We start from the raw sequence: 13,981 nt of genomic DNA on the forward strand, positions 1-13,981 counted from the left end.
AAGAACAACACTACCCGGCCAGCGCGGCCATGCGGTAGGCTGTGCTCGGGCGGTGATGCGCATGGCAGATGGCGATGGCCAGAGCGTCGGCGGCGTCGTCGGTGTCGAAGACAGCCTTCGGCATCAGCACCTTCACCATCATGTGGATCTGCTTCTTCTCGCCGTGGCCGACGCCGATAACAGCCTTCTTGACCGCATTGGGCGCATATTCGGCGACCACCAGCCCGGCGCGCGCCGGCACCAGCATGGCGATGCCGCGCGCCTGGCCGAGCTTCAGCGTCGCCGTCGCATCCTTGTTGACGAAAGTCTGCTCGACCGCTGCTTCATGCGGCATGGCCTGGTGCAGCACCTCGGCCAAGCCGTCATGCAGCTGGCAGAGTCTTGTCGCCAGCGACTCCTTCTCGTCGGACCGCACCGTGCCGGAAGCGATGAAGCGCAGCGAATTGCCCACGCTGTCGATAATACCCCAGCCGGTGCGCCTCAGGCCCGGATCGATGCCGATGATGCGAATCGCTTCCCCCATGCGCCAAGTCTAGCCGTGGCGGCAAGCGATGCCAGCAAAATGTGAACAAACCGGAAACAATTGCGATCTCGGGCGATACGCCGTTTCCGTAAAACAGCGAGATGCCTAATTCGTCACGCGGCGGATGGTTTTCGACAGCCGCGTGAGAAATGCCGGCCTGGACGATGCGACCAGCTTCCACGCCAGGACTGCATTGCCCATGCGCCGCGGCAGGATTCCGATGCAAAGGAACCAGGCCGCCAGAGCAGCCCGCCGCCGCCAGGATGCGTTCATTTCCAGGCTGGCGGCGGCGCCCGCTCTTGCCAGTCCCAGCCGGGAGTCGGTGGCGACCGGATGCTGGGGCTCGTCGACGCAGAGCGAAGCCAGCCGCTCTTCCAGATGCACTGGATCGCGAAGGCCGGCATCCGGCGGCACGGTCAAGCCGATCTCGGCCGCCCGGCCGGACAAGGCCTCGAGGCGCCGGAAATCATGCTGCACGCGCCAGCGCGCTCGCTCGGCAAGCTTTTCGGCAAAGATCGAATGATTGGAGCCGTGGATGCGGTAGGCGCCAAGGCAGGTATCGATGGATTTCACCTCTCCGTGCAGCGGCGCCAGCGTTGCGAGATAGCCGTCGGCGCCTTGCCGGAAATCGCTTTCAGGCATCGGCATTATCGTTTCCAGGGCCTCGCGGTCGAACGCCAGCCCGCTTGTTACCGTCGTACGGTACCGCCCTTTGCGCAGCAATTCCGGCACGACGTCGCCTGAATCGAACGGCTGTTCCGGTGGTGGAAAGACATCCTTGATATGCTGGTCCTCATCAACGAGATGCAATCTGAATTGCGCCTGGGCGACATCCGCATCCCACTCGTCCAACACCTCTGAAACGGCGTTCGGATAGAGATAGTCGTCGGCGTCGAGGAAAAGGACGATCTCCCCGGTGCTTGCCTCGAACCCGGTATTGAACGCAGCCGCATGTCCGCCATTCCTGCGCCTCAGGCACGGACGGATTTTGTCGCCGTAGGATTCGATTACGGCCACCGATGCATCCGTCGATGCGTCGTCGACGACCACGACCTCGACATTTCGGTGGTCCTGCTCCAACGCGCTGTCGATGGCGCGTCCTAGAAACTGTTCGTAATTGTAGTTGGGGATGATGATCGATACCGGGATGCGGTCCAATGGCGAATGCACGGGATCAAGCCTCGCAATCTGCTTTGGTCACAGTGACGGTGGTTTTCTTGCAGAACCGGCTCGGGTCGACCGGCTGCGGCGAACGGCTCCAACTAGGGGCCTATCGCTTCAAGGCAAGTGTGATCTTTCCCGCGAAGGCCGGCATGGCCTTCAATACGGCGATGGCTGCCGCAGGTTCGACGAGCGGCCGGAGTCGCAAGCGTTGAACTGCAGCCAAAGCCACGGCCAAATTACCGCCCAATCAAGGATATGCCGCTACCGCTATCGTTTTTTTTGCAAACGCGGTTTCAGCCGCGCGCGAACGCCGTATTCAAAAGGCTGATCTGGTCGGACACCGGGTTGGCACGCCGACCGGGCGCGTGCGTCTCGCTGATGACGCCGCCATAGATTTCCTCGTCCATGCGCCGCACCAGCGACTGCAGGCGCAGCGAGCGCGTCACGAGGTCCAGAAAATCCTTGGGGAGCTCGTTCCAGCCAAGCGCCTCGTCATGCGCGGAGGCGGTGTCGAGACGCACCTTGGATTTCTCCGAAGCCACTTGGTCGCGCGTCATCTCGCCGGAATTCGCCGCCCGCTGCAAAAGCAGCCAGGAGGCGACCTGCATAAGCCTTGTGGTCAGCCGCATCGATTCGGCCGCATAGAGCGTCGCTGCCGTGCGCGACAATTTCTTGGCTTCGAGCCTGCCCTTGCCATCGAGATATTCGGCGGCCTGTTCGACCAGCCCCATGCCTTCCTGGTAAAGCGGCTTGAAGGATTGGGAGAAAACCCGGCGCTCCGCCAGTTTTATGGTTTTCGCGCTGCCCTTCGAAGGCTCGTTCATCGATACGCCCCTGCACTGCCGCAAGCCGATTCGGCATCCTTGCCGACGCGGCCCGCACCCTAAATGACTGAGGCTTGAAAATGCGCTTCGATGCCAATGAAGGCAAGCGCATGTTTAACAAACGGTTAACGCCGGGCCGCTTCCGGCCATCCGCAAGCGGATGGCATCAGCCAGCCGGCAGCGGATGGCATCAGCCAGCCGGCAGCGGATAAAAAAAGAGCCGCGGATAAGGCGGCTCTCAGGAGTTTAACAGGGAGGCGTCAAACAAAGTGGCTCCAACCACTCGGTAAGAATCCAGCAAAACTGGATGGGTGTAGTAAACGCCTGTAAAGCTTAATGAACCCTTAACGCGGCGGCGATTTTTTAAGCGAACGCGCGTTCCTGTGCCGGAACAGGACAGCGGCTTCGCCGCCCGGATCGTCCGAGCACCGGATTTCGGGCGCCGATCATGGCGCCGTAACATGTTTGTTGCTGCCGCGGCATCGTTCCGAAACACGCGCCACGCAAAAGGCCGCTCCACAAAGGCGGCGCGCAAATCCGTGCCGCTTGAAATCAGGCAGGACATCCGGAGCAAACCATGGATTGGTATTCGATCGTTAAATTTCTTCACGTCGTCTCGGCTATTTTGTGGGTCGGCGGCGGCTTCGTGCTGTTCCTGCTCGGCGTGCTGGCCGAGCGCGCCGGCAACATCGAGGACAAGCTGCTGGCTATACGCGCCAGCGGACAGCTCGGCGGCCGGTTCTTCGCGCCGATGTCGATGCTGACGCTGGTCTTTGGCCTCATCATGTGCGGCTTCTGGGTCGGCTTTGCCGACCTGTGGATCGTCATCGGCCTCGTCGGCTATGCCACGACCTTCTCGATCGGCATGCTGATCTTCAAGCCGACCGGCGAGCGCATGGGCGCCATGATCGCCGAGCAGGGCGTGACGCCGGCCGCCCTCTCCATCGGCCAGCGCATGATGAACTGGGCGCGCCTCGATTATGCGGTGATGCTGGTGATCATCGCCGACATGGTGCTGAAGCCCACTCTGCACGACGTCGGCATTCTTGCCGGCATGGCGATGGTGGTCGCGCTGGGCGCCGCGCTCGCCTTCGGCGGCAGCCGCCAGATGGTACCGAGCGCCGCGTGACATTAAGGCGCTCGCCCGAAGGCGCGTTGAGATTCAGGTCAGGCCGAGTCGAAAGTGGTGATTTCCGAGAACGGGAGCGGAGCGTACTTTAAGTACGTGAGCACCGGAAGCGCAGGAAATCGCCATTTGCAGGCCGGCCTCACCTGAATATCGACGCGCCTCACATCAGGCCGGCAATGCCGTCCCACAGCAGCTTGACGGCGACCATCGCGACGGTGGCGTAGGTGAACGGATAGAAGATCTCTGGCCGCATGCGGCGCACCAGCCACGCACCGGCGATGGTCGACAGCGGCGCCAGCGGCATCAGCACCGCCGAAGCGGTGAGATTGGCGGTGTCGAACTGGCCGAGCGCGAAATAGGGGATGAGCTTCAGCGCATTGGTGGCGGCAAAGAAGATCGCCGCCGTTCCCGACAGCACTTTCGGATCGAGCCGTATCGGCAGCGCATAGACCTGGAAGGGCGGGCCGCCGACATGGGCGACGAAGCTGGTGAAGCCGGCGACAGCGCCCCAGAAAGCGGCGGCAATGCGGTTCGGTTCCGCCACATGATCGGCGCCGTGACGGAACTGCAGGTAGATCCAGCGCAGCACGAACACCAGCGCGACGGCGCCGACGATCAGCCGCACCATCTCCTCTGTGACCAACGCCGCGGTCAGCCAGCCGAGCCCGATGCCGATGACGGCGCCGGGCATCATGTCAACCAGCATCCTGCGGTCGTAGACGCCCCACCAGGTCCACACTGAAACCACGTCCATCAGGCACAGGATCGGCAGCAGGATGGCGGCCGCCTGAACCGGCGGGATGGTCAGAGCCATCAACGGCACGCCGACGAAACCGACAGCGCCGCCGAAGCCGCCTTTCGACAGGCCGACAAGGATCACCGCCGGAATGGCGGCAGCATAGAACCACGGATCGCTGAGCAGGCCTGACATCGGCAAAGGAAGGTTGGAGGGGGCGGGAATTCAGCCATAGCGCAGAACGGCGCCGCCGGGATAGTCATTAATGCCGGCATCCGCTATTGCCAGCCCGATATCGACGTGCGCGACGATGCTCGACCGGTCCTCATCCGCCGCATAGCCGACTGTTCAAGCCGCTCCCTTTGCTCTATGCCGCAATGCAACCATCTTCGCCCGGCATAGGCGAAACCGGGATCGAAGGCCAATGAACGAAGCAACTCCTCCCAACCGCTGCCGCATCGTGCTGATCGCGCCGCCGCTCGTGCCGGCGGAGCAAATCTGCGCGGCGTTCGACGGTGGCGACGTCGCCTCGTTGATCCTGCCCGACAACGGCATGGACGATGCCTCCTTCCAGGCCTTCGCCGAAAGGATCGTGCCGATCGCTCAAAGTGCCGGCGTCGCCGTCATCATCGCCGGCGACAGCCGCATCGCCGGGCGCGTCCAGGCCGATGGCATCCATGTCGAAGTGAAGCCCGCGGAACTCGCCGAGACGATCGAGCGGGTGGCCGGCAAGATGATGGTCGGCGCCGGCGGCGCCAAGACGCGCGACGAGGCGCTGGAGCTCGGCGAGGAGCGGCCCGACTATATGTTCTTCGGCCGTTTCGGCTATGACAACAAGCCGGAGCCGCACCACCGCAACCTCGCCCTGGGCGAATGGTGGGCGGAGATGATTTCGATCCCCTGCATCGTCATGGCCGGCTCCGAGCTTGCCTCGGTCGAGACGGTGGCCGCGACCGGCGCCGAGTTCGTAGCGCTGTCCAGCGCCGTCTTTGCCGACGGACGCGACCCGCGCGCCGCGATCGCTGCCGCCAACGCGTTGCTCGATGAAACCGCGCCGCGTTTCGAGGACTGACATGCGCCTGCGTGGCCTTTGCCTGACGGTTCTGGCCGGCTTGTTGGCGCAGGCCGCGATGGCGGCTGAGACCGTCCCGCTGCCGCAGCCGCGGCCGGAGACGAGCGCACCGGACAAGAGCGCATCCGACGCAACCAAGCCGGATGCAAGCACGCCGGATACTGGCACGCCGGATAAGGGCATGCCGGATAAGGGCAAACTGGACACGGCCGCGCCGGACGCCGGCGAGCCGGATCCGAACAGGTTCGGCACCGGCGCGCATATCGACAAGCCGATCCAAAACACCTTGCCGCAACCGGCGACCATGACGCCGCCGTCGGCCGACGCCGTCAATCCCGACCGCTTCGGCGCCAAGCAACCGGACGCCGCCTACGGCGCCTTCCAGCGCGGGCTTTACAAGACCGCCTACAACCTCGCCATGGAGCGCGCCAAGAACGGCGATCCGGCGGCCGAGACGCTCGTGGCCGAAATCCTGTCGCGTGGGCTGGGTGTGCCGCTCAATCCGGCCGAGGCCGCGAAATGGTATGCGCTGGCCGCCGAACAGGGCGTGCCGGAGGCCCAGTTCCAATACGCGCTGGCGCTGCTGGACGGCCATTACGTGAAGAAGGACGAAAAGGCCGCTTTCGCGCTGATGCAGGCCGCGGCCGAGGCCGGCAACCGGCTTGCCCAGTTCAACTTCGCCCAGTTGCTCGTCCAGCAGGATCCCGGCGACGACGGCCTTGTGAAGGCCGCCGCCTATTACGAACGCGCCGCCGCCACCGGACTTGCCGATGCGCAATATGCGCTGGCGCAGCTCTACGCCAATGGCGTCGGCGGCAAGCCGCATGACGACGCCCAGGCGCGTCTTCTCCTGGCGCAGGCCGCAAGACAGAACTACGACACCGCGCAGATCGACCTCGCCGCCTGGATGATCGAGGGGCGCGGCGGCGGGCGCGACCTGAAATCGGGCTTTGCCTGGATGAAACGGGCGGCGGAAGGCGGCAACGTCGCCGCCCAGAACCGTCTCGCCAAGCTCTATATGAGCGGCATCGGCACCGATCCGGACCTGATCCTTGCCGGCGCCTGGTACATCATCGCCCGCCGCGCCGGGCTGATCGACCCGCAGATGGACGATTTCCTGCAGGGCCTCGACGACGATCAGACCAAGCAGGCGCTGCAGAAGGCAAATCGCCTGCCTTGACGCATGGCGTCACGGACAGCATGTCCGGGCCGCCTTGGGCTCCCTCCCTTGCCTCCCCGGGCAATTTGTGGTCTTGGAGGCGCCAAAGCGCGAGCCGCGCCAGAAAAATCTCATTCCGGATCAGTTCATCATGGCCAAGATCAGTGGCAACGAAATCCGTCCCGGCTATGTCATCGAGCATGATGGCGGGCTTTGGGTGGCGGTCAAGACCAACACCGTCAAGCCGGGCAAGGGCGGCGCATACAATCAGGTCGAGCTGAAGAACCTGATCAACGGCACCAAGCTCAACGAGCGCTTCCGCTCGGCCGAGACCGTCGAGCAGATCCGGCTCGACCTGAAGGATTTTTCGTTCCTCTACGAGCAGGGCGACGCGCTGGTCTTCATGGATACCGAAAGCTACGAGCAGCTCGAACTGGCGAAAGACTTCGTCGGCGAGCGCGCCGCCTTCCTGCAGGACGGCATGATGGTGACGGTGCAGCTTTACGAGGAGCGGCCGATCGGCATTTCGCTGCCCGACCAGGTGACGCTGGCCATCACCGAGGCCGACCCGGTGGTGCGGGGCCAGACGGCCGCCTCCTCCTACAAGCCGGCGGTGCTGGAGAACGGCATCCGCGTGCTGGTGCCGCCCTTCATCTCGGCCGGCGAGCGCATCATCGTCGACACCAACGAAATCACCTACGTGCGCCGCGCGGATTAACGGCAAGAAAGCAGGAAGAAAAAATGGCGCGTTCCGCTCTCCTCAACGTCATGGTCCAGGCCGCGATGAAGGCCGGCCGCTCGTTGTCGCGCGACTTCGGCGAGGTGCAGAACCTGCAGGTCTCGATGAAGGGCCCGGGCGACTATGTCAGCCAGGCCGACCGCAAGGCCGAAGAGATCGTCTTCGCCGAGCTTTCCAAGGCGCGGCCGGGCTATGCCTTCCTGATGGAGGAGCGCGGCGCCGTCGAAGGCGAGGACGCTCAGCACCGCTGGCTCGTCGATCCGCTCGACGGCACCACCAACTTCCTGCACGGCATTCCGCTCTTCTCGGTGTCGATCGCGCTCGAGCGCCAGGGCCAGATCGTCGCCGGTGTCGTCTACAATCCGGCGATGGACGAGCTCTACACGGCCGAGCGCGGCGGCGGCGCCTTCATGAACGACCGGCGGTTGCGTGTTGCCGGCCGCTCCAAGCTGACCGACGCGGTGATCGGCTGCGGCGTGCCGCATCTCGGCCGCGGCCAGCACGGCAATTTCCTGATCGAGCTGCGCAACGTCATGGCCGAAGTCTCCGGCGTCCGCCGCCTTGGCTCCGCCGCGCTCGACCTTGCCTATGTCGCAGCCGGACGCATGGATGGTTTCTGGGAGACCGGCCTGTCGTCCTGGGACATCGCAGCCGGCATCCTTCTGGTGCGCGAAGCCGGCGGCTTCGTCTCCGACATGGATGGCGGACAGGGCATGCTGGACAGCGGCGAGGTCGTCGCCGGTAACGAGCTCATCCAGCGCGCGTTGCTGAAAACCGTGAAGAAGCCATTGGCTGCTCGCTGACCAATGCATGTCGCCCAGAACTGTGCAGCGGTTCTGGGACAACGACATGCATCAAAACAAAAACTTAAAGCGCGTCGCCTCAATCCGGTCCAGCGCGACGCGCTTAAGGCGTTCTTTGCGTCGAAAGGACGCGCGGCTTTGGTCGCAAAACCGCAACCGAAGCTTGAAATACTGGTCCGCGACTGCCCAGATTAGGCGTTGCAGGATCATTCATGAACGACGCGCATCCAGGTACAAAGCTTGAGATCCCCTTTGTCGGGCGCTGGCACTATTCGCGCGCCGAAATGATCGCCGACGGCATCGTTCACGCGGTGGGCATCGTGCTGGCGATCGCCGCCGGCTCGACTCTCCTGGCCCTGGCCGCCTTCCGCTCCGGCCCGGGCGAATATGTCGCCGCGGTGTTCTACGTGGTGTCGCTGCTCACCGTGCTCTCGGTTTCGCTGGCCTATAATCTGTGGCCGGTTTCGTGGCCGGCGAAATGGATCCTGCGCCGCTTCGACCATGCCGCGATCTATCTGCTGATCGCCGCGACCTACACGCCCTTCCTCGCCCAGCTCGACAACTCGCCGTTGGCGCTACCCATGATCGTCATCGTGTGGAGCGCCGCAGCGGCCGGCATCGCCATCAAGATGTTCCTGCCCGGCCGCTACGACCGGCTGGCGATCGTCTTCTATCTCGCCATCGGCTGGAGCGGCGTCGTGCTGGCCGGACCGCTGGTCGAGACGCTGCCGACGACCTCGGTCGCGCTGCTTGTCGCCGGCGGCATCGTCTATTCCTGCGGCGTCGTCTTCTTCGCCTGGAAGGGCCTGCGCTTTCACAATGCCGTCTGGCACGGCTTCGTCGTCACCGGCGCCGGCCTCCATCTGGCCGCCATGGTAGACTGCCTGGTCGTCAACCGGTTCTAGGCCTGTAGCGCGGGCCTATCGGGCCATATTGCCAAGCACCATTCAATTTGGTCACAATTCCGTTTAGAGTCGCGGCAATTCTGCGGCGGTGGCATCGGAAACGGGGCACGGATGGCTTTTCTCAGATCCTTCGGCAGGCGATCGGACGTCCTGGTCTATGATCCGCATAAGCTGTCGAGCCCGCAGGTCTTCCTGCTCACCATGGTGATCTTCCTGATCATCGTCGCTTTCATCGCCGCTATCCTCACCCGCCAGATCTCGACCGCCTTCTCCAGCAATCCGGGCCTCAACGGACTGATCGTCGGCGTGCTCGCGGTCGGCATCCTGCTTGCCTTCGCCCAGGTCGGGCGGCTGTTTCGCGAGGTGCGCTGGGTCAATTCCTTCCGCGCCGGCTCCGAAACCACCGAGCCAGTACTTTTGGCGCCGATGAAGGCGATGATCGGCCGCTCGTCGACGATTGCGTTTTCGACCTCGTCGATGCGCACGATGCTGGATTCCATCGCCACCCGGCTCGACGAGAGCCGCGACACCTCGCGCTATCTGGTCGGCCTGCTTGTGTTCCTCGGCCTGCTCGGCACCTTCTGGGGCCTGCTCAACACCATAGCCTCGATCCGCGAGACGATCGAGGCGCTGGACCCGGGCACCGGCGATGCTGCCGCCGTGCTCGACGCGCTCAAGCAAGGCCTGTCGGCGCCGCTCGCCGGCATGGGCACCGCGTTCTCGTCCTCGCTGTTCGGCCTTTCCGGCTCGCTGGTGCTCGGCTTCCTCGACCTGCAGGCCGGCCGCGCCCAGACCCGCTTCTACACCGAGCTTGAGAACTGGCTGTCTTCGGTCACCGATCTGTCGTCGGACATAGTTGTGTCCGAGACGTCGAAAGCAGCCGAGTCCTCCGAGGACATCCGGCTCTTGTCGGAGCGGCTGCGCAGCCTGCAGGAGAATGGCGGCGGCTCCAATCCGCGCGTCGCCACCGCCATGGCCAATCTTGCCGACGGCATCTCGGGGCTGGTGAAGAACATGCGCTCCGAGCAGCAGATCATGCGCGACTGGGTCGAAGCCCAGTCCGACGAGCAGAAGGCCATGCGCAACACGCTGGAAAAGATCGCCGACGCGCTGAAGAAGCAAGGGGTCCACTGACGTGGCGCTGGCAAGACGGCGCGCCGACCGCCGCATCGACTATTGGCCGGGCTTTGTCGACGCACTGTCGACGCTGCTGCTGGCGATCATGTTCCTGCTTACCGTCTTCGTGCTGGCGCAGTTCCTGCTCAGCCGCGAGATCTCCGGCAAGGACGCGGTGCTGAACCGCCTCAACTCGCAGATCAACGAGCTGACCCAGCTGCTCGCTCTGGAACGCACGAACAGCCAGGACAAGGAGGATTCGCTCGCCAACCTGCAGGCGTCGCTGTCGGCGGCGCAAGCCGAAAAGAGCCGCCTCGAACAACTGCTGGCGCAGGGCGCCGGCGCCGGCGACGCGGCCAACAAACGAGCGGACCAGCTTTCGGGCGAGCTCAGCAACCAGCGCCAGATCAGCCAGCAGGCGTTGAGCCAGGTCGAGATCCTCAACCAGCAGATCGCGGCGCTGCGCAAGCAGATCGGCGCGCTGGAAGACGCGCTCAACGTGTCCGAGCAGCGCGACCGCGACTCCAACACCAAGATCGCCGATCTCGGCCGGCGCCTGAACGTCGCGCTGGCGCAGCGCGTGCAAGAGCTCAACCGCTACCGCTCCGACTTCTTCGGCCGGCTGCGCGAGATCCTCGCCGACCGCGAGAACATCCGTATCGTCGGCGACCGCTTCGTCTTCCAGTCGGAGGTGCTGTTCCCGACCGGCTCCGACGTGATCAACGACGCCGGCAAGGTCGAGATGAAGAAGCTCGCCGACGCCATCATCGAATTGCAGAAGGAAATCCCGCCCGAGATCAGCTGGGTGCTGCGCGTCGACGGCCATACCGACAACAAGCCGCTGTCCGGCACCGGCCGCTATCGCGACAATTGGGAGCTGTCGACCGCCCGCGCCACCTCGGTGGTGAAGTTCCTGATCGAGAACGGCGTGCCGGCCAACCGGCTGGTGGCCGCCGGCTTCGGCGAGTTCCAGCCGCTAGATCCCGCCGACACCGACGAGGCGCGCAGCAAGAACCGCCGCATTGAACTGAAGCTCACCGAACGGTGAGCTATTATCACGCCAAGTCACAGGAAGTTGTTCGTCGGCTGAATACTTAGATCGCCAAGTCGCCGCGACAAGCGCCGAAAACATTATCTTTTTTTAATTACACATCGCAAATCGACGCACCTAACTTGCCGCAGGGCCGGGGTCCGCCGGCGATGCCTCGCATCGCGACGCGACGGAACCGGACGGCCCGTAAGGTCGGAAGACGAAGCGGCGCGGCCGCTCTCTTCCTGGTAGGAGGATGCGCCGCCATGCGCGTTTCAACATCTCTCAAGACTGCAACCCTCGCTGCAGTTCTGATCGCGGCTCCGCTCGCCGGCGCCTATGCGGCCGAACATCACAGGGGCGGCGCCCTGGACACACCCGATCCGACCGTTATGACCGGACCACGCGTGACGAGCCTGATCGAGCAGATCCAGGGCGTGAACCAGGGCATCACCGACGCCCGCGAAGCGAACAGCATCTCGGCCTCGGAAGCGCAGCACCTGCATATGCGCGCCGCGCATATCAGCCAGGCCGCGGAACATGTCGCGGCTTCGGATCACGGCAGGATACCATCCGCGCAATACCATGAGCTGCTGCGCAGGCTCGACAATGTCGACCAGAGACTGATGAACGACACCGGCAGCGGCATCATGATGGGCGACGGTTCCGACGGCGGGAATTACCCGAACGGCTAGAGCATTTGCTCCGATCGCAGAGGAAGGGACGACCTGGCGCCCGCGGGACCTGGCCCCGAGGGCGCCCTTTTTCGATCGCGCCCTGCTTCGATTACAGACCGAGCCAAAGCGCGATGATGGCGAGCGCCGCCGGCGCTGTCTGGATGAACAGGATCTTGCGGCTGACGGTCGCCGCGCCGTAGAGGCCGGCGATGGCGACGCAGAACAGGAAGAACATCTTGATCTGGAGCCCGCCGGCGCCGAGATAGAGACCCCAGATCAGGCCCGCGGCGAGAAAGCCGTTATAGAGTCCCTGATTTGCGGCAAGCACCTTCGAGGCGCTGGCGAATTCCGGCGTCAGCTTGAACGCCTTGCGGCCGCGCGGCGTATCCCACAGCACCATCTCCAGATAGACGATATAGCAGTGGATCAGCGCCACCAGCCCGACCAGGATATCGCCGACCATTGTCCCCTCCGTCCTTCGGACAAGCATTGACCACACGTCGACGCCGCCGCGCAAGATAGGCTGACCCTGGATCGCCAACCAGGGTTGCCAAGCTTCGCGCCTTGGTATCTTTTCGCGCCAGCCCCTTTGCAGCCGGAACCCGCCATGTCATTCCAGAAACTCGACCAACTCGGCCACAAGCTCGAAGCGCTGGAGCATGCCTTGGCGATCCTCGGCGCCGACGAAGCAACGCATATGGCGGTCGGCGGTGGCGAGAAGCGCGCCGAGGCGATGTCCTCGCTTGCCGGCATGCTGCACCGCCAGGCCACCGCGCCCGAGATCGGCGACTGGATTTCAGCGGCCGAAGCCGAGCCGCTCGGCGAAGAGCAGCAGGCGGCGGTGCGGGAACTGCGCCGCCAATACACCAATCTCACCTGTCTGCCGGTCGAATTCGTCGAGCGCCAGACGGTGGCGCGCATGCGCTCCGAGCAGCTTTGGCGCGACCTGCGCGCCAAGAACGACTGGGCCGGCTTCCTGCCGGCGCTGGAAGGCGTCGTGACCTTGGTGCGCGAGGAAGCGGCGCTGCGCGCCGACGCCCTCGGCCTCGCCCCCTATGACGCGCTGATGGAACAGTACGATCCCGGCAACCGCGCCGCCGACATCACGCCGGTGTTTGCCGAGCTGAAGGCCTTCCTGCGCGACTTCCTGCCGCATGCGCTGGCCGTGCAGGATGCGCGGCTGGCAAAGCATCCGCGAAAGCCGCTCTCCGGCAGCTACGCCATTGACCGGCAGCGCGAGCTTGGCCTTGCCATGATGGCGGCCGTCGGCTTCGACCTCACCCACGGCTCGCTCTCGGTATCGCATCATCCCTTCTGCGGCGGCGTGCCGACCGACGTGCGCATCACCACCCGATACAAGACCTCCGACTTCCTGTCGGCGCTGATGGGCGTGCTGCACGAGACCGGCCACGCCCTCTACGAGCAGAACCTGCCGAAGGCCTGGTCGCACTGGCCGCTCGGCAAGGCGCGCGGCATGGCCGTGCATGAGAGCCAGAGCCTGTTTGTCGAAAAGCAGATCGGCCGCAACCCGGCCTTCTGGCGCTGGGCGCTGCCAGTGGTCGAGAAACATCTCGGCGAAGCCTGGTCGATCGACGACATCCTGCCGCATGTCCACCATGTCGAGCGCGGCCTGATCCGCGTCGACGCCGACGAAGTCACCTATCCGCTGCATGTCATCCTGCGCTATGAGCTGGAGCAGGAACTCGTGTCCGGCCAACTGGAGGTCGCCGACCTGCCCCAGGCCTGGGATGCCAAGATGCGCGATTATCTCGGGCTCTCGACCATCGATAATCCAGCTGACGGCCCGATGCAGGACGTGCATTGGCCGGGTGCCGCCTTCGGCTATTTCCCCTCCTATACGCTAGGCGCCATGATGGCCGCGCAGCAATGGGCGGCTCTGACAAGGGAGCATCCGTCCGCCGACCAGGATCTCGCCAAGGGCGATTTCACCGCCATCAACGAGTGGCGTCGCGCAAAGATCTGGTCGCAGGGCTCGCGCTGGTCGACGCCGGACCTGCTCGAGCGCGCCACCGGCGAGAAGCTCAACGCTGCTTACTTCACCGAGCACTTGAGCAGGCGCTACGGCAACTGACCCGCGGGTCGA

At 64.4% G+C, this 13,981-nt stretch carries 16 protein-coding genes; 11 read left to right on the forward strand and 5 right to left on the reverse strand.

Annotated elements, in window-relative coordinates; genetic code table 11:
• Positions 1 to 10 precede the first annotated feature (10 nt).
• Both ruvC and FJ423_RS11215 read right to left on the reverse strand, forming a co-directional pair.
• Complete coding sequence (gene ruvC, locus FJ423_RS11210; protein ID WP_140841683.1) at positions 11 to 523, reverse strand: crossover junction endodeoxyribonuclease RuvC; 513 nt, start codon at positions 521 to 523, stop codon at positions 11 to 13.
• Positions 524 to 628: 105 nt separating this feature from the next.
• Positions 629 to 1,693, reverse strand: coding sequence for a glycosyltransferase family 2 protein (locus FJ423_RS11215; protein WP_140841685.1), 1,065 nt, complete (start codon positions 1,691 to 1,693; stop codon positions 629 to 631).
• Between FJ423_RS11215 and FJ423_RS11220 the strand changes: the two genes are divergently transcribed.
• A complete protein-coding gene (locus FJ423_RS11220) occupies positions 1,681 to 1,899 on the forward strand; it encodes a hypothetical protein (RefSeq protein ID WP_140841688.1) in 219 nt (72 codons plus the stop codon). The two genes, FJ423_RS11215 and FJ423_RS11220, sit on opposite strands and share 13 nt — an antisense overlap.
• An 81-nt stretch (positions 1,900 to 1,980) precedes the next feature.
• Here FJ423_RS11220 and FJ423_RS11225 read toward each other — a convergent pair whose 3' ends face one another.
• On the reverse strand, positions 1,981 to 2,511 hold the full coding sequence (locus FJ423_RS11225) for a DUF1465 family protein (RefSeq protein WP_140841690.1): 531 nt from the start codon (positions 2,509 to 2,511) through the stop codon (positions 1,981 to 1,983).
• 577 nt (positions 2,512 to 3,088) lie between these two features.
• Here FJ423_RS11225 and FJ423_RS11230 point away from each other — a divergent pair.
• A complete protein-coding gene (locus FJ423_RS11230; RefSeq protein WP_140841692.1) occupies positions 3,089 to 3,640 on the forward strand; it encodes a DUF2269 family protein in 552 nt (183 codons plus the stop codon).
• Positions 3,641 to 3,800: 160 nt separating this feature from the next.
• On the opposite strand, the gene FJ423_RS11235 is transcribed toward FJ423_RS11230, so the two are convergent.
• Entirely contained in the window at positions 3,801 to 4,571 is a 771-nt protein-coding gene (locus tag FJ423_RS11235) for a sulfite exporter TauE/SafE family protein (RefSeq protein WP_140841694.1), read from the reverse strand.
• Positions 4,572 to 4,800: 229 nt separating this feature from the next.
• Here FJ423_RS11235 and FJ423_RS11240 point away from each other — a divergent pair, with 229 nt between their 5' ends.
• The 8 genes from FJ423_RS11240 (at position 4,801) to FJ423_RS11280 (ending at position 11,895) form a co-directional block, all read left to right on the forward strand.
• A complete protein-coding gene (locus FJ423_RS11240) occupies positions 4,801 to 5,448 on the forward strand; it encodes a thiamine phosphate synthase (RefSeq protein ID WP_140841696.1) in 648 nt (215 codons plus the stop codon).
• Between the two features lies 1 nt (position 5,449).
• Positions 5,450 to 6,628: a tetratricopeptide repeat protein gene (locus tag FJ423_RS11245; protein ID WP_246680140.1), complete on the forward strand. Its 1,179-nt coding sequence runs from the start codon at positions 5,450 to 5,452 to the stop codon at positions 6,626 to 6,628.
• A 130-nt stretch (positions 6,629 to 6,758) separates the two neighbouring features.
• On the forward strand, positions 6,759 to 7,325 hold the full coding sequence (efp, locus tag FJ423_RS11250) for an elongation factor P (protein WP_095767538.1): 567 nt from the start codon (positions 6,759 to 6,761) through the stop codon (positions 7,323 to 7,325).
• Between the two features lie 23 nt (positions 7,326 to 7,348).
• Positions 7,349 to 8,149: an inositol monophosphatase family protein gene (locus tag FJ423_RS11255; protein ID WP_140841698.1), complete on the forward strand. Its 801-nt coding sequence runs from the start codon at positions 7,349 to 7,351 to the stop codon at positions 8,147 to 8,149.
• Positions 8,150 to 8,361: 212 nt separating this feature from the next.
• Positions 8,362 to 9,054 (forward strand): hemolysin III family protein, encoded by a 693-nt coding sequence (locus FJ423_RS11265; protein WP_140841702.1) that lies wholly within the window; start codon positions 8,362 to 8,364, stop codon positions 9,052 to 9,054.
• Between the two features lie 111 nt (positions 9,055 to 9,165).
• Complete coding sequence (locus tag FJ423_RS11270) at positions 9,166 to 10,188, forward strand: MotA/TolQ/ExbB proton channel family protein (protein ID WP_095767261.1); 1,023 nt, start codon at positions 9,166 to 9,168, stop codon at positions 10,186 to 10,188.
• Between the two features lies 1 nt (position 10,189).
• Entirely contained in the window at positions 10,190 to 11,218 is a 1,029-nt protein-coding gene (locus FJ423_RS11275; RefSeq protein ID WP_140841706.1) for a peptidoglycan -binding protein, read from the forward strand.
• A 248-nt stretch (positions 11,219 to 11,466) separates the two neighbouring features.
• A complete protein-coding gene (locus tag FJ423_RS11280; protein ID WP_140841708.1) occupies positions 11,467 to 11,895 on the forward strand; it encodes a hypothetical protein in 429 nt (142 codons plus the stop codon).
• 91 nt (positions 11,896 to 11,986) lie between these two features.
• Here FJ423_RS11280 and FJ423_RS11285 read toward each other — a convergent pair whose 3' ends face one another.
• Positions 11,987 to 12,340: a DUF1304 domain-containing protein gene (locus tag FJ423_RS11285; protein WP_140841710.1), complete on the reverse strand. Its 354-nt coding sequence runs from the start codon at positions 12,338 to 12,340 to the stop codon at positions 11,987 to 11,989.
• A 144-nt stretch (positions 12,341 to 12,484) separates the two neighbouring features.
• Here FJ423_RS11285 and FJ423_RS11290 point away from each other — a divergent pair, with 144 nt between their 5' ends.
• A complete protein-coding gene (locus FJ423_RS11290) occupies positions 12,485 to 13,969 on the forward strand; it encodes a carboxypeptidase M32 (RefSeq protein WP_140841712.1) in 1,485 nt (494 codons plus the stop codon).
• Positions 13,970 to 13,981: the final 12 nt, after the last annotated feature.

The organism is Mesorhizobium sp. B2-8-9 (genome assembly GCF_006439475.1).
Lineage (GTDB): Bacteria > Pseudomonadota > Alphaproteobacteria > Rhizobiales > Rhizobiaceae > Mesorhizobium.

Bases quoted from the DNA above. Each gene is read 5' to 3' on its own strand.
- ruvC (WP_140841683.1), bottom strand. From the start codon at position 523: ATGGGGGAAGCGATTCGCATCATCGGCATCGATCCGGGCCTGAGGCGC.
- FJ423_RS11220 (WP_140841688.1), top strand. From the start codon at position 1,681: ATGGCGAATGCACGGGATCAAGCCTCGCAATCTGCTTTGGTCACAGTG.
- FJ423_RS11225 (WP_140841690.1), bottom strand. From the start codon at position 2,511: ATGAACGAGCCTTCGAAGGGCAGCGCGAAAACCATAAAACTGGCGGAG.
- FJ423_RS11230 (WP_140841692.1), top strand. From the start codon at position 3,089: ATGGATTGGTATTCGATCGTTAAATTTCTTCACGTCGTCTCGGCTATT.
- FJ423_RS11235 (WP_140841694.1), bottom strand. From the start codon at position 4,571: ATGTCAGGCCTGCTCAGCGATCCGTGGTTCTATGCTGCCGCCATTCCG.
- FJ423_RS11240 (WP_140841696.1), top strand. From the start codon at position 4,801: ATGAACGAAGCAACTCCTCCCAACCGCTGCCGCATCGTGCTGATCGCG.
- FJ423_RS11245 (WP_246680140.1), top strand. From the start codon at position 5,450: ATGCGCCTGCGTGGCCTTTGCCTGACGGTTCTGGCCGGCTTGTTGGCG.
- efp (WP_095767538.1), top strand. From the start codon at position 6,759: ATGGCCAAGATCAGTGGCAACGAAATCCGTCCCGGCTATGTCATCGAG.
- FJ423_RS11255 (WP_140841698.1), top strand. From the start codon at position 7,349: ATGGCGCGTTCCGCTCTCCTCAACGTCATGGTCCAGGCCGCGATGAAG.
- FJ423_RS11265 (WP_140841702.1), top strand. From the start codon at position 8,362: ATGAACGACGCGCATCCAGGTACAAAGCTTGAGATCCCCTTTGTCGGG.
- FJ423_RS11270 (WP_095767261.1), top strand. From the start codon at position 9,166: ATGGCTTTTCTCAGATCCTTCGGCAGGCGATCGGACGTCCTGGTCTAT.
- FJ423_RS11280 (WP_140841708.1), top strand. From the start codon at position 11,467: ATGCGCGTTTCAACATCTCTCAAGACTGCAACCCTCGCTGCAGTTCTG.
- FJ423_RS11285 (WP_140841710.1), bottom strand. From the start codon at position 12,340: ATGGTCGGCGATATCCTGGTCGGGCTGGTGGCGCTGATCCACTGCTAT.
- FJ423_RS11290 (WP_140841712.1), top strand. From the start codon at position 12,485: ATGTCATTCCAGAAACTCGACCAACTCGGCCACAAGCTCGAAGCGCTG.